This is a genomic window from Rhodococcus sp. OK519 (assembly GCF_003051005.1).
In the GTDB taxonomy this organism is placed as follows: Bacteria; Actinomycetota; Actinomycetes; order Mycobacteriales; family Mycobacteriaceae; genus Prescottella.
The window spans coordinates 110,558-137,491 of sequence record NZ_QAOW01000004.1 but is presented as its reverse complement, the minus strand read 5'-3'; the positions used below and the strand labels follow the sequence as shown (position 1 = coordinate 137,491).

Here is a 26,934-nt window from a genome sequence, read left to right as displayed (position 1 = left end):
AAGGGTCAAATACCGCTATCTACCAGGCCATATGAGTCGATCTTGCGGTCTCGGAAACAGTCCGAGCGCGTAATGGATCTTGATATGGTGTGGTCCGGTTGCAACCAGGGCATTCTGCTCTCAGGGGGCGTGTAAATGACGATGTCAGGATCTCGGGAACCGGACGGTCACGGTTCCGGCACACCAGCTCTCCCCGGCGAAGCGTTTCCGCTTTCGGCGGTGCAGAGAAGTATGTGGTTCGCCCAGCAACTCACACCGGCGGTCCCCATCTTCATCGCGCAGTACGTCGTGCTGCACGGGGACCTGGACGTCGACCTCCTGAGTCGATGCGCTGTCGTGGCCGCCGAGGAGTTCCAGTCCCCGTTCCTGCACCTGGTCGACGTCGACGGCGAACCGTTCCAGCTGGTCGATCCGAACACCGACACCTCGATCGCCGTGCTCGACCTGCGCGATCAGCCGGATCCGACGGCGGCCGCGCACGAGTGGATGGAACACGACTACTCGGTGCCGATCGACCTCACCCGTGATCGCCTCATCGATATGACGATCCTGCGGACCGGCGATCGAGAATACTTGTGGTACACCAGAATTCATCATGTCGCCCTCGACGGGTACAGCGGTATGACGATGGCGAACCGGATCGCCGTCCTGTATACGGCGGCCCGGGAGAACCGGGAACCGGAACCGAACCGGGCGCTCGATCTCCACGAACTGCTGGCGATCGACCAGAAGTACCGGGCGTCGAGTCGCTTCCAGGCCGATCGTGAGTACTGGGCCGACCACGTCGCCGGAATCGAGTCCGGTTCGACGCTGGCCGCGACCGAGGCGCCCGTCGCCGCCGTGAGCAGGCTCGAGAGCGGACCGTTGCCCGACAGGGTGATCGCGGCGCTCGACTCCACCGACCGCACACTCGAGGCGACGCCCGCGGCAGTGCTGATCGCGGCGTTCGCGTGCTACCTCGCGCGGATGACCGGGCGCACCGACGTCCTGGTCAACATGCCCGTGTCGGCGCGCACCACGGCACCCCTGCAGCGGTCCGGTGGCATGCTCGTCAACGTCGCGCCGCTGCGGGCCACGGTGCTACCCCACGACACCGTCGCCGACCTCGTCGGCCGCATCCAATTGGAGCTGATGGGCGCACTGCGGCACCAGCGGTGCAGCATCGAGGACATCCGGCGCGACGCCGGCCTCACCGGTACCGCGCGTGGGCTGGCCGGGCCGATGGTCAACGTGATGCTGTTCCACCAGAAGATGACGCTGGGCGACATCGAGGGCGAATATCACATCGTGACCTCCGGGCCGGTCGAGGACCTGCTGGTCAACTTCTTCCAGAGTGGCAGCCCGACAAGGACATTCGTCGAGTTCCGGGCGAACCCGGGACGGTACTCCGAGGGCGACCTGCGCGCCCACCATCGGCGGTTCCTCGAACTCGTGGAGGAGTTCGTACTCGCGCCCCCCGACGCCCGTGTCGGCGACATCCACACCGAGAGCTCCGTCGTGGGCGCGCAGTTGCTGCGCACCGCCTCGCAGCTCGAGTTCTGGTCCCGCGAGCTCGCCGGCCTGCCGGACATCCTCTCGCTGCCGTCGGACCGGCCGCGTCCGGCCCGGCGGGCTCTCGCCAGCGACCGGGTGGACTTCACGGTCCCGGCCGACGTGCACCGCGCGCTCGTCGAGCAGTCGCACGCCCGCGGCTGCACCGTGTTCTCGGCCGTCCACGCCGCGCTCGTGGTGCTCCTGGCGCGGCTCGCGGACGTCGACGACATCGCCATCGGCACCCCGGTGACAGGGCGCAGCGCAGCGGGGGAGTTCGTCAACACACTGACCCTGCGCAGCAGACTGTCGACGAGGATCACGTTCGACCAACTGCTCACCGACGTGTGCCGCGCCAACGTGCAGGCGTTCCGGCACGCCGAGACACCGTTCGCACAGTTGGTCGAGGCGCTGGACCGGACTCGGGAGAACGCGCACTCGCCGCTGTTCCAGGTCCTGCTCGAGTTCCTCGACGGCCGCACACCGCACCTCGAGGAGGCGGAGTTGTTCGTGCGGGGCACCGACACCGGTCCCGACATCTCCGCCCTCGACCTGCGGCTGACCGTCGAGGAACGGTTCGCGGGCAACGGCGACGGCGAGCATGTTCCCGACGGCATCGACGCCTCGTTCGCGTTCGCAACCGACATGTTCGACAGCGAGACGATCGAGACGCTGTCCGCGCGATTCCTGCGGGTCCTCGATGCGGTGCTGGGTGACCCGTCCGCCGTCGTCTCCGACATCGACCTGCTCGCCGACGACGAGCGCCGGCAACTGTCCGGGGTGTGGGGTGGCGACGGCGTCGAGCCGCGCACGCTCGCCGACATCCTCGGTGCGGCCGCGCACGCCGATCCGGATCGGGCGGCGCTGTCCTACGACGGCCGGCAGGTCGGCTACCGCGAACTCGACGAGGAGTCGAACCGGTTGGCGCGCCTGCTGATCGCACGGGGCGTCGGCCCGGAGTCGGTGGTGGCGCTGTCGATGCCACGATCGATCGAGTCGGTGTCGTCGGTGTGGGCCGTCGCCAAGACGGGTGCCGCGTTCGTCCCGGTGGACCCGAACTACCCGGCCGACCGCATCGAGCACATGCTCACCGATTCGGGCTCGATGCTGGCGCTGACAACCGCGGCGCACGCCGCCGCGGTCGCGGACACCGTGCCGTCCCTGGTCCTCGACGATCCCGGGTTCGCCGACCAGGTCGGGCAGTGGTCCGCCGACGCCGTCACCGACGCCGACCGTCTCGTGCCCGTCCACATCGACAATCCCGCGTATCTCATCTACACGTCGGGGTCGACGGGCACGCCCAAGGGCGTCACCGTCACCCACCGCGGCCTGGCGAACTTCGCCGAGGACGAGCGTCGCCGCTACCGGGTCCGTCCCGACTCGCGCACACTGCACTTCTCGTCACCCAGCTTCGACGCCTCCGTCCTCGAACTGATGCTCGCGTTCGGGGCGGGCGCCACGATGGTGATCGCCCCGCCCACGATCTACGGCGGCGCGGAACTCACGGCGCTGCTTCGCGAGGAGCGCGTCACCCACGCCTTCGTCACACCGGCGGCCCTGGGATCCGTCGACGCGGCCGCCCTCGGCGACCTCGAGTGCGTCGTCACCGGCGGCGAGGCGTGCCCGCCGTACCTGGTGGAGCAGTGGGCTCCGCGGCATCGGATGTTCAACGCGTACGGCCCCACCGAGGCGACGGTCGTGTCGAGCGTGTCCGAACCACTCGTAGTGGGGCAAGACGTCACGATCGGCAGCCCCCCGCTCGGCATCGGCGCACTCGTCCTCGACGCCCGGCTGCGCCCCGTCCCGCCCGGGGTCGCCGGCGAACTGTACGTCTACGGCGACGGCCTCGCCCGCGGCTACCACGCCCGCGCGGGGATCACCGCCGAACGGTTCGTCGCCAACCCGTTCGACGGATCCCGAATGTACCGGACCGGCGACCTGGTGCGCTGGAGGCGATCCGGACGCGGCGGGCATGCGCTCGAGTATCTCGGGCGCAGCGACTTCCAGATCAAGATCCGCGGCTACCGCATCGAGCTCGGTGAGGTGGAGGCCGCGCTGCGCTCGCACCCCGACGTCGGGTTCGCGCTGGCCACCGGCTTCGTCGGACCGTCGGGCGACACGCTGCTGGTCGCGTACGTGCAGCCCGAGAGCAACCGGGAGACCGCCGCGGACCTCGGCGCCGACGTCATCGCGCACGCCGCCGACGTCCTGCCCCCGCACATGGTGCCCGCCGGTGTCGTCGTGCTCGACTCGCTGCCCCTGACCCCGGCCGGAAAGCTGGACCGGCGCGCCCTGCCCGAACCCCGGTTCGACACGGGCACCGGAGAATTCCGCGCGCCCACCACGCTGGACGAGAAGAAGATCGCCGGGGTGTTCTCGGAACTGCTCGGGGTGGAGCGGATCGGCACCACCGACAGCTTCTTCGACCTCGGCGGGAACTCGCTGACGGCGACGCGGATCGTGGCCCGCATCAACACGACGCTCGGCACCGAACTGACCGTCCTCGACCTGTTCGAGGCCCCGACCGTCGCCGCGCTCGCCGCGCGCGTGGAGGCCGCCGGGCCGGGCCACGGCGCACGGCCGCCGCTGGTTCCGCGCGAGCACGACGGCCCGGTGCCGGTGTCCCTGGCGCAGCAGCGGATGTGGTTCGTCAACCAGTTCGACCCGTCGTCGGCGGCCTACAACATCCCGATCGCGGTGCGGCTGAGCGGGCCCTTGGACCTGGCCGCGCTGCGGACCGCCCTCGCCGATGTCGTCGCGCGGCACCAGACGCTGCGGACGGTCTTCCCGAACACCGCCGACGGCCCGGTGCAACTGGTGCGATCCGGAGCCGAGGTATCGCTCGACCTCGCGCCCGTCGACGTCACCGAGGCGCAGCTGCCCCAGCGGCTGACCGACGCGGCGACCGCCGGATTCGACGTGTCGGTGCAGACGCCGGTTCGCGCGCACCTGTGGCGACTGGGCCCCGCCGAGCACGTGCTCTCGCTCGTCGTCCACCACGTCGCCGCCGACGGACTGTCGATGGCGCCGCTCGCCCGAGACGTGATGGTCGCGTACGCGGCCCGGGCCGCGGGGTCCGCACCGGGATGGCCGCCACTCGAGGTGCAGTACACCGACTACTCGGAGTGGCAGCGTGACCTGCTGGGCTCGGAGGATGATCCGCACAGTGTCATCGCTCGTCAGCTCGCATTCTGGCGTGACGAGTTGACCGGGGCGCCCGACCTGCTCGAACTGCCGACCGACCGGCCCCGTCCACCTCAGCAGTCGCTGCGCGGCGGCACAGTCGACTTCAGCATCGCGCCGCACCTGCACCGTCGGCTACTCGACGTCGCCGGCGAGTACGAGGCCAGCCTGTTCATGGTGCTGCACGCGGCGCTCGCCGTGCTGCTGTCCCGCGCCAGCGGCGCGACCGACGTCTCGATCGGCTCGCCGGTGTCCGGGCGCGGCGAGGCCGAACTCGACGATCTGATCGGCATGTTCGTCAACACGCTGGTGCTGCGCAGCCGGGTGGACCTCGGCGGGACGTTCAGCGACCTGCTGGCGCACACCCGCACCACCGATCTCGCGGCCCTGGGCAACACCGACGTGCCGTTCGAGCGGCTCGTCGAGGTTCTCGATCCGCCCCGCTCGGCGTCGTACGCGCCGCTGTTCCAGGTGATGCTGGTAGTACAGGGGGAGGACCGCAACCGTGTCGAACTGCCCGGCCTGACCGTCGAGGTCGACGAGATCGACACCGGCACAGCAAAATTCGATCTACAGGTGATCGTCACCGAGCAGTCCGACGTGGAGGGTCGACCCGGTGCACTCGAGGCGACCCTGTCGTATGCCGCGGACCTGTTCGACCCCGGCACCGTCGCGGTGTTCGCGGAGCGGTTCGTGCGGATCCTCGAGGCCGTCACCGTCGATCCCGCCGTCCGCGTCGGGGACATCGACGTTCTCGTCGACGGCGAACGCGAACTCGTCCTCGACGAGTGGAACGCCACCGCGCACCCGGTGCCCGATGCGACGTTGGTCGACCTGTTCGACGAGCAAGCACGTCGCACCCCGCACGCGGTGGCCCTGACGTTCGGCGACGACGAACTCACGTACGCGCAGTTCGCGTCCCGCGCCCGGCGCCTCGCTCGCGAACTCATCGCACGCGGCGTCGGACCGGAGAGCCGGGTCGCGTTGTCGATACGGCGCTCGTTCGACCTGCTGATCGGCATGTACGCGATCACCCAGGCGGGCGGCGCGTACGTGCCGCTCGATCCGGATCACCCGCCGGCGCGGACCGATTACGTGCTTGCCAGCGCGGAACCGGTGTGTGTGCTCACGACCGGCCGGGATCGTGTGGGTCTGCCCGACGGCGCGAACGTACTCGAGATCGACCGCCTCGACCTCGACGCCCACGACGACAGCCCGATCCGGCCCGAGGAACGCCACGGAACTCTCCGACCGGACGACGTCGCGTACGTCATCTACACGTCGGGGTCGACCGGTCGCCCCAAGGGTGTGGCCGTGAGCCACCGCGCGATCGTGAACCGCCTGGCGTGGATGCAGGGCCGGTACAACCTCACCGGCGCCGACGTCGTGGTGCAGAAGACGCCCGCGACGTTCGACGTCTCGGTGTGGGAGTTCTTCTGGCCGTTACAGACCGGTGCGCGACTCGCGATCGCGCTGCCGGACGGGCACCGCGATCCCGGGTATCTGTCGCAGCTGATCGCGGAGCGGCACGTCACCGTGGCGCACTTCGTGCCGTCGATGCTCGCGGCGTTCGTCGTCGGCGCCGATCCGGAGCAGTGCCGGTCGCTGCGCACGGTGTTCTGCAGCGGCGAGGCGCTGCCTCCGGCGACGGCGGCCGCGTTCGCGGAATTCGTGGGCGCCTCGGGGGCCGAACTGCACAACCTGTACGGCCCCACCGAGGCCGCCGTCGACGTCACCTACCGGCAGTACACCGCCGCCGACACGGTGTCCGTGCCGATCGGCACTCCGGTGTGGAACACCCAGGTGTACGTGCTCGATTCGCGCCTGCACCCGGCAGCGATCGGGGTGCCGGGCGAGCTGTACCTCGCGGGCATCCAGCTGGCACGCGGCTATGTGGGACGGCCGGACCTGACCGCGGAGCGTTTCGTCGCGAACCCGTTCGGCGAGCCGGGCACCCGCCTGTACCGCACCGGCGACCTGGTCCGGTGGAACGGCTCCGGGCAGCTCGAGTACCTGGGTCGCACCGACTTCCAGGTGAAGCTGCGTGGCCTGCGCATCGAACTCGGCGAGGTGGAGGCGACGCTGCTCGGGCAGTCGGGCGTCGCGCAGGCGGTGGTCGTGGTGCGCCGCGATGATCTGATGGGGGAGGCACTGATCGGGTACGTCATCGCCGATCCGGGCGCCGACGCCGACCCGGCGGCGCTACGGGACGCACTCGCCGAGTCGCTGCCCGCCTATATGGTGCCGTCGCAGATCCTGGTGCTCGACCAGTTCCCCCTCGGCGCCACCGGCAAGCTGGATCGCCGTGCGCTGCCCGCGCCCGAGTTCCGTGCCGCGGAGACCGAATTCGTGGCCGCGCGAAATCCCGTCGAGGAGATCCTCGCGCTGATCTTCGGTGAACTCGTCGGCGCCGCACGGGTGGGCGTGTACGACAGCTTCTTCGACCTGGGCGGGAACTCGCTGGTCGCGACCCGGTTGGTGGCGCGGGTCAACGAGGCCCTCGACGCGCACGTCGGGGTGCGCGACATCTTCGACGCGCCGACCGTCGCGGCGCTGGCGCTGCGGATCGAGTCCGGTGGCATGCGCGGCGCCGACCGCCCACCGCTCACCGCGGTCGAGCGCCCGCCGATCGTCCCGGTGTCGCTGGCGCAGAAGCGGATGTGGTTCATCAACCAGTTCGACACCGCCTCCGCCGCCTACAACGTGGTGCTGCCGGTGCGCCTCGACGGGGACCTCGACCGCGGCGCCCTGCGGGCGGCCGTCGCCGACGTCCTCGGGCGCCACGAGTCGCTGCGCACCCGGTTCCCGATGGTCGACGGCGAACCCACCCAGGTGATCGTGCCGACCGCGGCCGTCGCGCCGGACCTCGAGGCCGTTGCCACCACCGAACAGGATGCGCCGGAACGGATCGCCGAGTTCGCGGCGCGAGGCTTCGACGTCACCGCGGCGCCGCCGGTGCGATCGCTGCTGCTGCGGCTGGGCCCGCAGGCCCACGTGCTGGTGATCGTCGTGCACCACATCTGCGCGGACGGCTTCTCGCTGGCACCGCTGGCGCGGGACGTGATGAGCGCGTACGTAGCCCGGACCGAGGATCGGGCCCCGCACTGGGCGCCGCTCGACGTGCAGTACGCGGACTACGCGTTGTGGCAGCAGCAGGTCCTGGGCAGCACCGACGACCCGGACAGCATGCTGTCCAGCCAGCTGGGGCATTGGGCACGCGCCCTCGACGGGCTGCCGGAGGCACTGGAACTGCCCACCGACCGGCCCCGGCCGTCGGAGCGGTCCCTGCGCGGCGCCGTGCACGACTTCCGGATCGGCGCGGACGTGCACCGGCGGCTCACCGCGGTCGCTCGCGGCCACAATTCGACCGTGTTCATGGCGGTGCACGCGGCCCTCGCCGGTCTGCTCGCCCGCCTCGGTGACACCGACGATGTCGCGATCGGCACCCCGATCGCCGGCCGCGGTGCGGCCGCCGTCGACGATCTGGTCGGCATGTTCGTCAACACGCTGGTGCTGCGCAGTCGGTTCGATCCCGCCGCCTCCTACTCGGAGATGCTGTCCGAGGTCCGAGACGGCGACCTCGACGCGTTCCACCACGCGGACCTGCCGTTCGAACGGCTCGTGGACGCCCTCGCACCGGAACGGTCCACCGCGCACTCGCCGCTGTTCCAGGTGATGCTCGAGTTCCGCAACATCGAACGTCCCCGGCTCGAACTGCCCGGCCTCACCGTCACCGTCGTGGACACCGGCACCGATGCCACCAACTTCGACCTGCAGCTGAGCCTCACCGAGGAGTTCACCGACACCGGTGAACCCGCCGGTGTGGCCGCCGGATTCACGTATGCGACGGACCTGTTCGATCCCGCCACCGTCGCCCGACTCGCGGAGCGGTTCGCCGCCGTGCTGCGGGCCGTCACCGACGATCCCACCGTGCGGGTCGGCGACGTCGACTTGCTGACCACGACCGAGCGGGCCGCGATCGCCCCGGTCGGCGGCGGCGCCGGCGTCCCGGCCCGCACCCTGCCCGAGTTGCTTGCGACCGCGAGCGTCGTCGACCCCGAGGCCACCGCCGTCGTGTTCGAGGGCCGCGAACTCACCTACCGGGAACTCGACGCGCGCTCGGACCGGCTGGCCCGGCTGCTGATCGGGCGGGGCATCGGCCCCGAGTCGGTGGTCGCGCTGGCGCTGGCCCGCTCGATCGAATCGGTGACCGCGACCTGGGCGGTCGCGAAGACGGGTGCCGCGTTCGTGCCGGTGGACCCCCACTACCCGCCGGACCGGATCGAGCACATGCTCACGGACTCCGGTGCGGTTCTCGGGCTCACCGTCCGCGAACACCACGACACGTTGCCACCGGTCACCGAGTGGATCGTGCTCGACGACAGGCACGTTCGCGACCAGCTCGACCGGCTGCCGGGCGGCGCGATCGCCGACGCCGAGCGGGTGCGGCCGGTCCGGCTCGACGACCCCGCCTATCTGATCTACACCTCCGGGTCGACCGGCACCCCGAAGGGCGTCGTCGTCCCGCACCGCGGCCTGGCGAACTTCGCGGCCGAGGAACGCACCCGCTTCGGCATCACGCCGCGCTCGCGGACACTGCACTTCTCGTCGCCCAGCTTCGACGCGTCGATCCTCGAACTGCTCCTCGCGGTCGGGTCGGGCGCCACGATGGTCGTCGCCCCGCCGACCGTCCTCGGCGGCGACGAACTGCGCGACCTGCTGCGCGAGAACCGGGTCACGCACGCGTTCGTGACACCGGCCGCGCTCGCGTCGGTCGATCCGGCCGGCCTGACCGCGCTCGAGTGCGTCGCCACCGGCGGCGAGGCCTGCCCACCCGAACTGGTGGCGCAGTGGGCGCCGGGCCGGCGGATGTTCAACGCGTACGGCCCTACCGAGGCCACCGTCGTCGCGAGCATCAGCGAGCCCCTGGCGGTGGGAGTGCCCGTCACGATCGGCCGCCCCCCGATGGGCACGTCGCTGGTGGTGCTCGACGCGCGCCTGCACCCGGTGCCCGGCGGAGTGCCCGGCGAGCTGTACGTCCTGGGCACCGGACTGGCACGCGGCTACCACGCCCGCCCCGGCATCACCGGCGAGCGGTTCGTGGCGAACCCGTTCGGCGAGCCGGGCAGCCGCATGTACCGCACCGGCGACCTGGTCCGGTGGAACGGCTCCGGGCAGCTCGAGTACCTGGGCCGCACCGACTTCCAGGTGAAGATCCGCGGGTTCCGCATCGAACTCGGCGAGGTCGAGTCGGCGCTGCGCCGCTTCCCGGGCGTCGCACGGTCCGTCGTCACCGTCGACGGCTCCGGCCCCGCGAGCCGCCTCGTCGGTTACGTCGTGCCCGAACCCGGCGCGACCATCGACCCGGGCGACGTCACCGCCTTCGTGGGCGCCTTCCTCGCGTCGTACATGGTGCCGTCTGCCGTGATGGTGCTCGACGCGCTGCCGCTGGGCCCGGCCGGCAAGCTGGATCGACGGGCGCTGCCCACCCCCGACTTCGGTGCCCGCGCCGCGGCGGGGCGCGCCCCGCGCACCGACCGGGAACGGGACCTGGCCGCACTGTTCGCCGAGGTCCTGGGCCTGGACTCGGTGGGTGTCGACGATTCGTTCTTCGGCCTCGGCGGCGACTCGATCATGTCGATCCAGTTGGTGTCGCGCGCGAAGACCGCGGGTCTGCATTTCACTCCGCGAGACGTGTTCGAGCACAAGACGGTCGAGGCGCTCGCGCGGGTGGCGCAGGTCGGCGCGGACGCGATCGTGCTCGCCGAACTCGACGGGGGCGGTGTCGGCGACGTCCCACTGCTGCCCGTGGCGCGGTGGCTGCTCGACCGCGGCGGACATCACGACCGGTTCTCGCAGGCCGCCCTGCTCACAGCGCCCGAGGGCCTCGACGAGGCATCGCTGGCGGGCGCGCTGCAGGCGGTCCTGGACCGGCACGACATGCTGCGGGCGCGGATCCGGCCCGGCGAGCACCGCCTGGTAGTGCCGCCGCCCGGTGCGGTGTACGCGGAGTTGGCGATCCGCCGGGTCGAGGTCGACGCAGCGCCGGGCACCGACGCGTTCGCCGACGCCGTGCGCACCGAACTCGACGCGGCGGAGGACCGGCTCGACCCGGCCACCGGCGAGATGGTGCAGGTGGTGTGGATCGACTCCCGGACCGGCGGCGGCAGGCTCCTGATCGTGGTGCACCACCTGGTGGTCGACGGCGTCTCGTGGCGCATCCTGGTGCCGGATCTGGCGACCGCGTGGGCGCAGATCGCCGCAGGGGAGCGGCCGGACCCGGCCCCGGTCGGCACCTCGATGCGGCGGTGGGCGCACGGCCTGGTCGACGTCGCCGCGGACCGCCGCGCCGAACTGGACCTGTGGCGCGCGACGCTGTCCGGGGACGATCCGATGCTCGGCGCCCGCCCGCTCGACCCGACCGTCGACGTGGCCGCGACCGCCGAGAAGGTCACCGTCGAGGTGTCGCCCGACGTGACCGAGGCACTGTTGACGACGGTGCCCGACGCGTTCCGCGGCAGCGTCAACGACGGCCTGCTCACCGCGCTGGCCCTCGCGCTGGTGCGCTGGCGCCGGGACCGCGGCGTCGGCGGCGACACCGCGCTGGTCACGCTCGAGGGCCACGGCCGCGAGGATCACGTGCTGCCCGGCGCCGATCTGGCGCGTACCGTCGGCTGGTTCACGACGCTGTTCCCGGTCCGGATGGATCTCACCGGGATCGACATCGACGACGCGTTCACGGGCGGGCGCGGCGCGGGTGCCGCGATCAAGGCCGTCAAGGAGCAGTTGCTGGCGGTGCCCGACCACGGCATCGGGTTCGGTCTGCTGCGCTACCTCGACGACGACGGCGAGCGGGCCCTGCGGGATCTGCCGGCCCCGCAGGTCAGCTTCAACTATCTGGGCCGACTCACCGCGTCGGTGCCGGAGGACCAGCGGGCCGCCGGATGGATGCCGACCGACGACGCCGACCTGGGGATCCTGCAGGACCCGGATCTACCCGCCGCGTCGGTCCTCGACATCAACGCCGTCACCACCGACAGTCCGGACGGGTCCCGGATCAGCGCCACGTGGGGCTTCCCGGCAGGCGTGCTGTCGGCGGACGACGTGACCGCGCTGGCGCAGCTGTGGACGGACGCCCTCGTCGCGCTCGCGCGGCACGTCACCCGGCCGGGCGCGGGCGGGGTGACCCCGTCGGATCTGGATCTGGTCGCGCTCGATCAGACGGAGATCGAGAAGCTCGAGCACCGGTTCCCCAGCCTGACGGACGTGTGGTCGCTGTCTCCGCTGCAATCGGGTCTGCTGTTCCATGCGCAGCTCGCCGACCGGTCCGTGGACGCCTACACGGTGCAGATGATGCTCGACGTGCGCGGCGCCGACCCGGACCGGCTGCGGCGGGCGGGGCAGGCGATGCTCGATCGCCACCCGAACCTGCGTTCCGCATTCGTGCACGGCACCGACGGCACGCCGGTGCAGGTGATCCAGGAGCGGGTGCCGCTGCCGTGGGACGAGATCGATCTGTCCGAGACCGACGAGCCGGTGCGGGAAGCGGAACTGGTGCGGCTGATCGCCGACGACCGCACGCGGCGCTTCGACATGGCCGAGGCCCCGCTGATCCGGTTCCTGCTGGTGCGGACCGGACCCGACGAGCACCGTCTGATCCTCAGCAACCACCACATCCTGCTCGACGGCTGGTCGACGCCGCTGATGATGCAGGAACTGCTCACCCTGTACGCGACGGACGGCGAGACCGCGGCCCTCCCGCGCGTGCACCCGTACCGCGAGTACCTGTCGTGGATCGGCGCGCAGGACCCCGAGGCCGGGGTGCGCGCGTGGGCCGAGTCGCTCGCCGGTGTCGACGAGCCGACCCTGCTCGCACCGTTCGATCGCGGCCGCGAACAGTCGACCGTCTCCGACGAGATCGACCTGACGCTCGACGCCGCCCGCACCGCCAAGTTACAGGCGATCGGCCGACAGTGGGGCGTCACCCTCAACACGATGGTGCAGGCGGCGTGGGCGATCGTGCTGGGCGCGATGACCGGACGCGACGACGTCGTGTTCGGCGGCACGGTCTCCGGGCGCCCGCCGCACATCCCCGGCATCGAGGCGATGATCGGCCTGTTCATCAACACGCTGCCGGTCCGGGTGCGCCTCGATGCCCGCGAGTCGGTGGGCGAATTGCTGCGCCGCGTGCAGTCCGAGCAGGCCGGACTCCTCGACCATCACCACGTGAGCCTGACCGACATCCAGGACGCCGTCGGGCCCGCGCTGGCGTTCGACACGCTCACGGTGTTCGAGTCGTATCCGGTGGACCGCTCGGCGGTCGCCGACGCCGACATCGCCGGACTGCGCCTGGTACGCATCCACGAAGGGGCCGACGCCGCGCACTACCCGCTCACGTTCGTCGCCAACGCCGACGACCGCCTGCGGATGAAGCTCAAGTTCCTGCCGGATCTCTTCGACCGCGGCCGGGCCCGGTCGCTCGCCGAGCGGGTGCAGCGCGTCCTCATCGACATCTCGGAGGATCCGCAGTGCCCGCTCGCGCGGCTGCGCCTGCTGTCCGACACCGAATGGGCCGAGCTGGTGCCGCTGCGCGGTCGACCCGGACGGTCCGCCCGCACCCTGCCGGTTCTGCTCGCCGACGCGGCGGCCCTGGATCCCGCCGCGATCGCCCTGGTCTCCGGTGACATCGAGGTCACCTACCGCGATCTCGACGAGCGCTCCAACCGGATGGCCCGCGTGCTGGTCGAGGACGGGGTGGGCCCGGAATCGTTCGTCGCGTTGGGCATTCCGCGGTCGATCGAGTCCGTGGTCGCGGTGTGGGCAGTCGCCAAGGCCGGGGCTGCGTTCGTGCCGGTCGACCCGAACTATCCGGCCGACCGGATCGCCTTCATGCTCGCGGACTCCGGTGCCGCGGTGGGGCTGACGGTGTCCGGGGTCGGCGACGGACTGCCCGACACGGTGCCCTGGGCGGTGCTCGACGACCGCGCATTCGAGGCACGGTGCGCGGCGCAGTCCGCAGCCGCACTGGACGACGCGGATCTGCCGGTGCCGCTGCGCCTGACCCACCCGGCATACGTGATCTACACGTCGGGCACCACCGGCACCCCGAAGGGCGTCGTCGTCACGCACGAGGGGCTCGACAACCTGTCCGAGGAGTACCTGGCGCGTTTCGCGACGCAGCCGTCGTCGCGCACCCTGCACTTCTCGACCCCCAGCTTCGACGCCGCGGTGCTCGACTACCTGCTGGCCTTCGGGGCGTCCGCGACAATGGTCATCGCACCGACCACGGTGTACGGCGGCCGCGAACTCGCCGACCTGATCCGCGACCAGCACGTCACGCACGCGTTCATCACGACCGCGGCGGCCGCGACCGTCGATCCCACCGGGCTCGACGAGTTCACCGAGGTGATGGTCGGCGGCGAGGCGGTGCCGCCGGAACTGGTGGCCCGCTGGGCGCACGGGCGGCGCTTCTACAACGGCTACGGCCCCACCGAGGCGACCGTCATGGCCAACGTGAGCGCCCCGCTCGTGACCGGCGAGACCGTGACGATCGGTGCACCGCTGCGCGGGGTGTCCGAACTGGTCCTCGACACCAAGCTGCGTCCGGTGCCGGCCGGGGTGCCCGGCGAGCTGTACATCGCCGGACCGAACCTGGCCCGCGGCTACCACCGGCGACCGGAACTCACCGCGGAGCGATTCGTCGCGAACCCGCACGGCATCCCGGGCGAGCGGATGTACCGCACCGGCGACGTGGTGCGGGTGCGGGCCGACCGCACGATCGAGTACATCGGCCGCTCCGACTTCCAGGTGAAGGTCCGTGGCTTCCGGATCGAACTCGGCGACATCGACAACGCGTTCGGCGACCACCCGGACATCCGGTTCGCGGTCACCCTGGGACGGCCCGGCCCGACCGGGGAGACGGCGCTGGTGACGTACGTGTTGCCCGCCGCCGACGCGCAACCCGAACCGGGTGCGCTACGCGAGTTCGTGGCCGAGCGGCTGCCGGCCCAGATGGTGCCGTCGAGCATCATGATTCTCGACGAGATCCCGTTGACCCCGATCGGGAAACTGGATCGGGCGGCCCTGCCGGACCCGGAGTTCCTGCCGGCGGCCACCACGTTCCGGGCGCCCACGGACCCCGTCGAGCAGACCATCGTCGACACCTTCACCGCCGTCCTCGGGCTCGAACGCATCGGCGTCGACGACAGCTTCTTCGACCTCGGCGGCAATTCGCTGATCGCGACCCGGGTGATCGCCCGACTCGGCGCCGCGCTCGGTGTCGACCTCGGGGTGCGGGCAGTGTTCGAGGCGCCGACCGCGCACCTGTTGGCGCGCTGGGTCTCCCGCGAACAGCTCGGCACTGTCGTCCGGCCGTCGCTGGTGCCGCAGCAGCGGCCCGACCCCGTACCGCTGTCGCTGGCGCAGAAGCGCATGTGGTTCATCAACCAGTTCGACACCGAGTCGGCCGCCTACAACATTCCGCTGGCCGTGCGCCTGTCCGGCGAACTGGACACCCAGGCGCTGGCCGCGGCGGTCGTCGACGTCGTCGAACGGCACGAGACTCTGCGCACGTTCTTCCCGACCCGTGACGGCGAACCGCTGCAGATGATCGTCCCCGCCGCCGAGGCCGCGCCCGGACTCGACGCCGTCGACACCCCGCCCGACCAGGTGCCCGCCCGGATCGCGGCGCTGATCTCCCGCGGCTTCGATGTCACCGCCGCCGTCCCGGTCCGTGCGGAACTGCTCCGACTCGGCCCGCGTGAGCACATCCTGACGATCGTCGTCCACCACGTCAGCGCCGACGGCTTCTCGATGGCGCCGCTCGCCCGGGATGTGATGACCGCATACGTGGCCCGCACGGGCGGCCATGTGCCGCAGTGGACCCCGCTGCCGGTGCAGTACGCCGACTTCGCGCTGTGGCAGCACGAGGTCCTCGGATCCGAGGACGACGCGGACTCGCTGGTCCGTCGCCAGCTCGGCTTCTGGACCGACGCCCTCTCCGGGCTGCCCGAGGCGATCACGCTGCCGACCGACCGTCCCCGTCCCGCCCGGCAGAGTTTCGACGGCGCCCGCGGGCACTTCGAGATCCCGGCGGCGGTGCACCGCTCGCTCGCCGAATCCGCGCGACGGCACGGCGCCACGATGTTCATGGCGGCGCACGCGGCCCTCGCGGTGCTGCTGGCCAAGCTGAGCGGCACCGACGACATCGCGATCGGCACCCCGATCGCGGGCCGCGGCGAGGCGGAACTCGACGATCTGGTGGGCATGTTCGTCAACACGCTGGTGCTGCGCAGCCGCGTCGACCCGGACCGCGGCTTCGGTGATCTGCTGGCCGGCACCCGCGAGTTCGACCTCGCGGCGTTCGGTCACGCGGACCTGCCGTTCGAGCGACTGGTGGACGTGCTGGCCCCGGAACGCTCGACCGCGCACTCGCCGCTGTTCCAGGTGCTGCTCGAGTTCCAGAACAACGAACTCCCGCGCCTCGAGCTGCCGGGGCTGGTGGCCGACCCCGTCGAGGCCGAACTGGCCGTCGCGAAGTTCGACCTGCAGCTCACGCTCGCCGAACGTCACGACGAATCCGGTGTCCCGGCGGGCATGTCGGCGGTGTTCACGTACGCGACGGACCTGTTCGAGCCCGACACGGTCCGGGATCTGGGGGAGCGCTTCACCCGACTGGTCGAGGCGCTCGTTGCGGACCCGTCCCGCCCGACCGGCGACGTCGAGATCACCACCGCCGCCGAACGCGACACGATGCTGCACGAGTGGAACACCGCAGGGGTCGGTGCGGGCGAGGAGACCCTCGCCGATCGTTTCGCGTCCGCCGCGGCCCGCTTCGCCGACCGGCCGGCCCTGACCTCCGACGGGGAGACGATCGACTACACCGAACTCGAGGCCCGAGCCAACCGCCTCGCCCGTCACCTCGTCGCGGCCGGGGTGGGCCCGGAGACACTCGTCGCGGTGGCGCTGCCGCGGTCCGCCGATCTGGTGGTCGCGCTGTTGGCGGTCGTCAAGTCCGGCGCCGGGTATCTCCCGCTCGACGTCACGTATCCGGCGGAGCGGCTCGCGTTCATGCTCGGCGACGCCGCACCGATCTGCGTACTGACCACTCTCGCCGACGCCGACGCGATCCCGGACACCGATCTGCCCCTGATCCGGCTGGACTCGGACGAGACGATCCGGGCGCTGGACGTGCTACCGGACCGGCCGTTCACCGACGCCGACCGGCTCTCGCCTCTGCGCCCCGACGACGTCGCATACGTCATCTACACGTCCGGCTCCACCGGCCGCCCCAAAGGCGTGCAGGTCACGCACCGCAACGTGTCGACGCTGTTCGCGAACACGGCGAGCGCGTTCGGCTTCGACGAGAACGACGTGTGGACGATGTTCCACTCGTACGCGTTCGACTTCTCGGTGTGGGAGCTGTGGGGTCCGCTGCTGCACGGCGGCCGACTCGTCGTCGTCGACTTCTACACCGCGCGGTCGCCGGAGATGTTCCTGGACCTGCTGCGCACCGAGCGGGTGACGGTGCTCAACCAGACCCCGACCGCGTTCTACCAGTTGGCCGAGGCCGACCGGCTGGCGACCGAAAACGCATCCCCGGGCACCGACCTGGCCTTGCGGTACGTCGTGTTCGGCGGCGAGGCACTCGATCTGGGGCAGCTGGGCCGTTGGTACGGCCGCCACCCGGACACCGCACCGCGCCTGGTGAACATGTACGGCATCACCGAGACCACCGTGCACGTCACGCATCTCGAACTCGACCGGGCGTTCGCCGAGGCCGCCGACGCGAGCGTCATCGGCCGCGCGATCCCCGGACTGCGGGTGGTCGTCCTGGACGAGCGTCTGCACCCCGTCCCACCGGGAGTCACCGGCGAGATGTACGTCGCGGGGGAGCAGCTGACCCGCGGCTATCTCGGCCGCGGCGCGCTGACGTCCGGCCGGTTCGTCGCCGATCCGTTCGGCGAACCGGGAACCCGGATGTACCGCACCGGCGACCTGGCTCGCTGGAACCGCGACGGTCGGCTGGAGTATCTGGGCCGCAGCGACTTCCAGGTGAAGATCCGCGGCTTCCGGATCGAACTGGGCGAGATCGAGGCGACGTTGCTGCAATACCCGGGGATCGCGCAGGCAGTGGTGGCGGTGCACCAGGATGGTGCCGCACCCGCCCGGCTCGTCGCGTACGCCGTCCCCGAACAGACAACCGACCTCGACACTCAGGACGTGCTGGACCACGTGGGCCGCGAGCTCACGTCGTACATGGTGCCGGCGGCGCTCATGGTCCTGGGCGAACTCCCGATCACCGCAAACGGCAAGCTCGACCGCAAGGCGTTGCCGCAGCCCGAGTTCGGGGTCCGGACCACCGCCGGACGCGCCCCGCAGACCGATGCCGAGCGCACCCTCGCGGGGCTGTTCGCCGAGGTACTGGGTCTCGACTCGGTGGGGGTGGACGATTCGTTCTTCGGCCTCGGCGGCGACTCGATCATGTCGATCCAGTTGGTGTCGCGGGCGAAGGCGGCGGGTCTGCGCTTCACCCCGCGGGACGTCTTCGAGCACCGCTCCGTGGCCGGGCTGGCAGCGGTCGCCGCCGACGACACCGGCGAGGGAACGGTCCACCTCGAGGAACTGCCCGGCGGCGGGATCGGCGAGTTCCCGCTCACGCCGATCATGCACTGGCTCCTGGGCCGCAGCGACGACGTGCGCCGGTACACCCAGACCGCGCTGCTGGCGCTGCCGCGCGAGATCGACCGCGACCAGTTGGAGCGGACGCTGCAGGCGGTCGTGGACGGGCACGACATGCTGCGCGCCCGGCTGCAGCCCGGGGCCGAGCCCACGATGCTGGTGCGGCCGGTCGGCGCGGTGGACGTCGCCGGCCTGATCACCCGGATCCCGGTCGAGTCGCTGTCCGGCACGGACTTCACCGCCACCGCGGCCGCGGCCCTCGACGACGCAGCGGGCCGGCTCGACCCCGCGGCGGGCACCGTGCTGCAGGCGGTGTGGTTCGACGCCGGTTCGTCGGGTGGGCGCCTGCTGCTGGTGATCCACCACCTCGCGGTCGACGGCGTCTCGTGGCGCATCCTGGTCCCCGATCTGGCGGCCGCGTGGGCGCGGGTCGAGGCCGGAGACCTGCCCGACCTCACACCGACCGGAACCTCGATGCGCCGGTGGGCCCACGGGCTCGCCGACGTCACCGGCCGGGATCGGGAACTCGACCTGTGGCGGACCACCCTCGACACCCCGGACCCGGTGATCGGGTCCCGGCCCCTCGACCCGGCCGTCGACGTGCACGGCACCGTCGACAAGGTGACGGTCGAACTGCCGACCCCGATCACCGAGTCGCTGCTCACCACGGTGCCGGAGGTGTTCCACGGCAATGTCGCCGACGCCCTGCTGACGGGTCTCGCGATGGCGCTGACCCGATGGCGGCGCACCCGCGGCGCCGACACCGACACCGCGCTGGTCAGCCTCGAGGGACACGGCCGCGAGGACCAGGTGGTGCCCGGCGCCGACCTGGGCCGCACCGTCGGCTGGTTCACGACGATCTTCCCGGTCCGTCTGGACCTGACCGGGATCGACGTCGACGACGCGTTCGGCGCCGGCCCCGCCGCGGGCGCCGCCCTCAAGGCCGTCAAGGAGCAACTCCTCACGATCCCTGACCACGGCATCGGGTTCGGCATGCTCCGCTACCTCGACCCGCGCACCGCGCCGGTCCTCGCGGACCTGCCGACGCCGCAGGTCACCTTCAACTACCTGGGCCGCCTCGGCGGAACCGCGACCGCAGAAGACATTCCGTGGGTGCCGGTGAGCGACACCGAACTCGACGACGCCCCCAGCGCGACGATGCCCGTCGCGAGCGCCCTCGACGTCAACGCCGTCGTCGGCGACACCCCCGACGGCCCGCGACTGCGCGCGACGTGGGCGTTCCCGCGCGGCGTCCTCGCGACCGTCGACGTCGGCGAACTCGCCGACCTGTGGGTGCGGGCGCTGTCGGCGCTGGCCCGGCACGCCGCGCACCCGGGCGCGGGCGGACTCACGCCGTCGGATCTGGACCTCGTCGGCCTCGACCAGACGGAGATCGACAAGCTCGAGCACCGGTATCCGGGGCTGAGCGACGTGTGGTCGCTGTCCCCGCTGCAGGCCGGCCTGCACTTCCACGCGATGCTCGCCGACGACTCGGTGGACGCGTACCTGGTGCAATTGACCCTGTCGCTGGGCGGCAGCGTCGACACCGACCGGCTGTGGCGGGCCGGGCAGGCGCTGCTGGACCGGCACCCGAACCTGCGGGCGGCGTTCGTGCGGCCCGACGGCGCCGGGTCGGACAGCGGTGCGGTACAGGTGATTCCGGAACGCGTGGACCTGCCGTGGACCGAGGTCGATCTCTCCCGCCTCGACCCGGGCGCCCGCGCCCGCCGCTACGACGAACTGATGGTCGCGGACCGGGGCACCCGCTTCGATCTGACGACGGCACCGGCGATCCGGATGACGCTGGTGAACCTCGGCGGCGGCGAGCACCGCCTCGTGGTCACCAACCACCACATCCTGCTCGACGGCTGGTCGACGCCGCTCGTGATCCGCGACCTGCTCACCTTGTACGCGACCGACGGCGACGCGTCGCTGCTGCCCCGCGTGCATCCCTACCGGGACTACCTGGCCTGGATGGCGGACCAGGATCCCACCGAGTCCACCGCGGCGTGGCGGCGGGCCCTCGCCGGGCTCGAGGAGCCGACCCTGCTGGCGCCGAACACGCGCGCCACCGGCCTCGACGCCGCCGGCACCGAGGAACTCGAGGTCGCGCTGTCGCCGGAACACACCGACACGCTGCGGTCCCTCGTACGCGAACGCGGCCTGACCCTCAACACCGTCGTGCAAGCGGCGTGGGGAATCGTCCTGGGCGCGTTGACGGCCCGTACCGACGTCCTGTTCGGCGGCACCGTGTCCGGACGGCCCCCGCAGATCCCCGGTATCGAATCGATGGTGGGCCTGTTCATCAACACACTGCCGGTGCGGGTCACCCTCGACGCCGGCGAGACGCTCGGCGAACTCCTGGACCGCGTGCAGCGCGAACAGGCCACGCTGCTCGACCACCACTACCTCGGGCTTGCCGACATCCAGCGCGCCACCGGTCCGGCCGCGGCGTTCGACACCCTGACGGTGTTCGAGTCGTACCCGGTGGACCGGGACGCGCTGACTGCCGACACCGACATCGCCGGCCTGCGGGTCACCGGGGTCGACGGCCGCGACGCCGCCCACTACCCGCTGTCGGTGGTCGCGTCGGCGAACGGCCGGCTCAACTTGAAGTTCGAGTACTTCCCGGAGTTCTTCGACCGGGCGGCGATCGAGTCGATCGCGACCCGGGTGGCCGTCGTCCTCGAGCACATCGCCGACGATCCGGACCGGACGCTCGCGCGGCTGGACCTGTTGACCGAGACCGAGCGCCGCGACCTGGCGCCGGTGCCGGGTGCGGTCGGCGGATCGACCCGCACCCTTCCCGAGATCTTCGCCGACGCCGCCGCTCTCGACCCCGACGCGATCGCCCTGTCGTTCTCCGGGCGCGAGGTCACCTACCGCGAACTCGACACCCGGTCGTCGCGGATCGCCCGCGTTCTCATCGACCAGGGGGTGGGGCCCGAGTCGTACGTCGCGCTCGGCATCCCGCGGTCCGTCGAGTCGGTCCTGGCGGTGTGGGCGGTCAGCAAGACCGGCGCCGCGTTCGTCCCCGTGGACCCCAACTATCCGCTCGAACGGATCGAGCACATGCTCGCCGACTCGGGCGCCGGCCTGGGCCTGACCGTCGCCGAGCACCGGCACCTGCTGCCCGACACCGTCACCTGGCTCACCCTCGAGGACCCCGACTTCGCGGCGGCCTGCGCGGCCCACTCGGACGCTCCCGTCACCGACGCCGACCGTGCCGCGCCGCTGGGGCTCGAACACGCCGCGTACGTCGTCTACACCTCCGGATCCACGGGCCGGCCCAAGGGCGTCGTCGTCGCGCACCGCGGCCTCGACAACTTCGCGCTCGACCAGATCGACCGGTTCGGCGCCACCGCCCGGTCGCGGACCCTGCACTTCGCGACCCCCAGCTTCGACGGCGCGGTCTTCGAGTACCTGCAGGCATTCGGGGCGGGCGCGACCATGGTGATCGCCGAGCCCACCGTGTACGGCGGCGCCGACCTGGCTCGCCTGCTCGCCGCCGAGCACGTCACCCACGCGTTCGTCACCACTGCCGCGCTCGCGACCGTCGACCCGACCGGCCTCGACGACTTCACCGAGGTCGCGGTCGGCGGCGAGGCCTGCCCGCCGGAACTGGTGTCGCGGTGGGCGCCCGGCCGGAACCTGCACAACGCGTACGGGCCGACCGAGACGACGATCATGACGAACATCAGCGACCCCATGACCGTCGGCCAACCCATCACCATCGGTGGCCCGATCCGTGGTGTCCGCGAGGTCGTCCTCGACGGCCGCCTGCAGCCGGTGCCGGTGGGGGTGCCGGGTGAGCTGTACATCGCCGGACTGGGTCTGGCCCGTGGCTACCACCGCCGTCCCGGGCTGTCCGCGGAACGGTTCGTGGCGAACCCGTTCGGGAAGCCGGGGGAGCGGATGTACCGGACCGGCGACATCGTCCGGTGGCGCCCCGACCTGACGATCGAATACGTCGGCCGCTCCGACTTCCAGGTCAAGGTGCGCGGATTCCGCATCGAACTCGGCGAGATCGACGCCGCACTCACCGCCGATCCGGCCGTGACTTTCGCCGTCACCCTCGGCGTGCCCGGGCCGGCCGGGGATACCGTCCTGGCGTCCTACGTGGTGCGCGCGGCCGGTGCCGACCTCGAATCGAGCACACTGCTCGACCGGCTGTCGTCGCACCTACCCGCCCACATGGTGCCCGCCTCGATCACGGTGCTCGACGAGATCCCGCTGAACCCGGTCGGCAAACTCGACCGCGCCGCACTGCCCGAGCCCGAGTTCACTTTCACCACAGGTGAATTCCGGGCGCCGACGAACCCGCTCGAATACACGCTGTCGGACGTGTTCACCGAGGTTCTCGGTGTCGACCGGATCGGCATCGACGCCAGCTTCTTCGATCTGGGCGGCAACTCGCTGATCGCGACCCGCGTCACCGCCCGATTGAGCAGCCTGCTCGACGCCGACATCCCCGTCCGGGCACTGTTCGAGGCGCCCACGATCCACGCGCTCGCGCAGTGGGTCGCCCGCGAGCGCGGCACCGGCAGCGGGTACGCACGACCCGAACTCGGCCGCCGCGAACGTCCCGGCCGGATCCCGCTCTCGCTCGCGCAGCAGCGGATGTGGTTCATCAACCAGTTCGACACCGCGTCGGCCGCCTACAACATCCCGATGGCGGTGAACCTGACCGGCACCCTCGACACGGCGGCCCTGCGCGACGCGGTCGGTGACGTCCTCGAACGCCACGAGTCCCTGCGCACCGCGTACCCGATCGTCGATCAGGAGCCGTCGCAGGCGGTCTGGCCGGTGAGTGAGGTCCTCACCGGTCTCGCGCCCGTCGTGGTCGGCGACGACACCGAACTGCGGAAGCGGATCGCCGCGTTCGCCACACGCGGGTTCGACGTCACCGTCGCACCGCCCGTGCGCGCCGAACTCATCGAGGTCGACGACGAGCATCACGTGCTGGTGATCGTCATGCACCACATCTGCGCCGACGGGTACTCGATGGCGCCGCTCGGCCGGGACCTGATGGCCGCGTACACCGCGCGGGCCGCGAGCGCGGTCCCGCAGTGGACGCCGCTGCCCGTGCAGTACGCCGACTTCACGCTGTGGCAGCACGAGATGCTCGGCTCCGACACCGACCCCACCTCGCTCATCACGCGGCAGCTGCAGTTCTGGACCGAGGAACTGGCCGGCCTCCCCGACGTCATTCAGCTCCCGACCGACCGCCCCCGGCCCGTGCAGCAGACGTTCCGCGGCGGACGCGTCGAGTTCCGCGTCCCCGCCGAACTGCACACGGACATCACCGACCTCGCGCACCGGCACGGCGCGAGCATGTTCATGGCGATGCACGCCGCCCTCGCGACCGTGCTGGCCCGATTGGCGGACACCGACGACATCGCGATCGGCACCCCGATCGCCGGGCGCGGCGAGATCGCCCTCGACGAACTCGTCGGAATGTTCGTCAACACCCTGGTGCTGCGCACCCGGATCGATCACGGCGACTCCTTCGACGCCCTGCTGCGCCAGGTACGCGAGGCGGACCTCGCCGCATTCGGGCACGCGGACGTGCCGTTCGAGCGCCTGGTCGAGGAGATCAACCCGCCCCGGTCGACGTCGTACTCGCCGCTGTTCCAGGTGTCGATCGAATTCCAGAACAACGAGCGGCCCCGACTCGAGCTGCCCGGCCTGGTCGTCGAGGGCGTCGGCATCGACGCGCAGGTCGCCAAGGAAGACCTCGAACTGGTCCTCGCCGAGGAGTTCTCCGGCGACGGCGCCCCGGCCGGCATCGTCGCGTCGCTGGACTTCGCGACGGATCTGTTCGACGAGTCCACCGTCCGCGGGATCGCCGAACGCTTCGTCCGGGTCCTCGAGGCGGTCACCGCCGACCCCGGACGCGCGGTGGGCGACATCGAGATCCTCGATGCAGGGGAACTCGCGGCCTTGGCACCGGCGCACGGCGGCTCCGACGTGTCCGCGCTCGTGTGGCCCGAACTGCTCACATCCGCGGCCTCGGTCGACCCGGACGCGACAGCGCTGTCCTACCTCGGGCAGACGGTCACCTACCGCGAGCTCGACGAACGCTCCAACCGCCTGGCCCGGGTCCTCGCCGGACGCGGGATCGGCCCGGAGACCTTCGTCGCCCTCGGCATGCCCCGCTCGATCGACGAGATCGTCTCGATCTGGGCCGTCGCGAAGGCCGGCGCCGCCTTCGTCCCGGTGGACCCGAACTATCCGGCCGAGCGCATCGCGCACATGCTCACCGACTCGGGCAGCCGGGCGGGACTGACGACGTCCACACTGCGCGAACGGCTTCCCGACACCGTCCCGTGGCTGGTCCTCGACGACGACGCGTTCACCGCCCAAGTGGCGGAGGCTTCGCCGGCCCCGGTCACCGACGCCGACCGGACGACACCGCTGCACCTCGCGCATCCCGCCTACCTGATCTACACCTCGGGGTCGACGGGACGACCCAAGGGCGTCATCGTCACCCATGTGGGCATCGCGAATCTCACCGAGGAGGAACGGCTCCGGTTCACCGTCACGCCCGACGCCCGCGTCTCGCATCTCGCGTCGCCCAGCTTCGATGCCTCGGTCTTCGAGATGATGATGGCGTTCAGCGCCGGCGCCCGACTCGTGATCGTCCCGCCCACCGTCTACGGCGGAGCCGAACTGACCGACCTGCTCTCGCGCGAGGGCGTCACGCACGGGTTCATCACGCCCACCGCGCTGGCCTCGATCGAAGACGCGGGACTCGAATCGCTGCGGGTCCTCGCGGTCGCCGGCGAGGCGTGCCCGCCCGAACTGGTCGCCAAGTGGGCGCCGGGACGACGGATGTTCAACGGGTACGGCCCCACCGAGACGACCATCCAGGCGAGCGTCAGCGCGCCGATGCAGCCCGGCGAGGTCGTCAACATCGGCGGGCCCGCAATCGGATTCGAGGAGGCCGTGCTCGACGGCCGCCTGCGCCCGGTCCCTGTCGGGGTGCCCGGCGAGCTGTACATCTCCGGTCCCGGCCTGGCCCGCGGCTATCACAACCGGCCCGGGCTGACCGCCGACCGCTTCGTCGCGAGCCCGTTCGGCCCTCCCGGATCCCGGATGTACCGCACCGGCGACGTCGTGCGGTGGCGGCACGACAACACCATCGAATACATCGGCCGCTCCGACTTCCAGGTCAAGGTGCGCGGCTTCCGCATCGAGCTCGGCGAGATCGACGCCGTCCTCACCCGGCATCCCGCCGTCACGTTCGCCGCGACCCTCGGCCACACCGGGCCGTCCGGCGACACGCTGCTCGCCTCGTACGTGCGTCCCGTCGAGGGCCACTCCGTCGAGTCGCGGGACCTGCGCGCCCACGTCGCCGCTCAGTTGCCCGCGCACATGGTGCCGTCCGCGGTGGTGGTGCTCGACGAGATCCCGCTGACCCCGGTCGGCAAGCTCGACCGACGGGCCCTGCCCGCGCCGGAGTTCACGTCGCTCACCACCGAGTTCCGCCCGCCGACGACGGCCACCGAACGCGCGGTGACCGAGGTGTTCGCCGACGTGCTCGGCGTCGACCACGTCGGAATCGACGACAGCTTCTTCGATCTCGGCGGCAATTCGATCATCGCGACCCGCATCATGTCGGAGCTGCAGGCCCGGCTCGGCCGGCAACTGCCGCTGCAGACGATGTTCCTCGACCCGACGCCATCGGGTCTGGCCAAGCGGATCGACCTGCCGGTGGGGTACCTCGGCCACAGCGACTCGCCCGTCGACGACGCCCTCGGCGTGGTGATCCCGCTGCGTCCCAACGGCGAACGGCCCCCGCTGTTCTGCGTCCATCCCGGGATCGGGCTGTCCTGGGGGTATGCGGGCTTGGTGCAGCACCTGTCGAAGGACCGCCCGGCGTACGGACTGCAGCTGCCGCTTCTCAGTGGCGGCCCCGACTTCGAGTCGGTGCAACAGTTGGCGCACCGGTACGTCGAGGAGATCCGCACGGTGCAGCCGCACGGGCCGTATCACCTGCTCGGCTGGTCGCTCGGCGGCGTCATCGCACACGCGATGGCCGTCGAACTGCGTAGCGCCGACGAGGAGGTCGCGACCCTCGCGATCATGGACAGCTATCTGACGGAGGGGGAGGAGGATCCCGGGCATCTCACGGTGATCGAGCTGCTCGAGGGTCTGGGGCTGGACCTCGCGCCCTACGGCGACGTCCGCGACCTCACCTACGCGCAGGCGGTGGATCTGCTCAACGAATCCCTCGGCCAGGACACCGGACTCACGCCGGCCCATCTCGAGCGGATCAACGAGGGGTTCACGACGTCGGCCCGCATCATGAACCGGTATGCGCCGGATGTCTTCGACGGTGACCTGCTGTTCTTCACCGCCGGTCAGGGCGACGGCAGCACGGAACCGACGGCGCAGCATTCACCGCAGGTGTGGCAGCCGGCGATCACCGGCGGCATCCGCGAGTTCACCATCGACTGCGAGCACAACCAGATGATCGAGCCGGCGGCGCTGGCCGCGATCGGTCCGCTGCTCGAGGAATACCTCGCCGCGCACTGA

The 26,934-nt window shown here is 71.3% G+C and carries 1 protein-coding gene; it reads left to right on the top strand.

Annotated elements, in window-relative coordinates; translation table 11 throughout:
• Nucleotides 1-135: 135 nt before the first annotated feature.
• Nucleotides 136-26,934, top strand: a complete 26,799-nt coding sequence (locus tag C8K36_RS12975) for a non-ribosomal peptide synthase/polyketide synthase (RefSeq protein WP_107984910.1) — start codon at nucleotides 136-138, stop codon at nucleotides 26,932-26,934.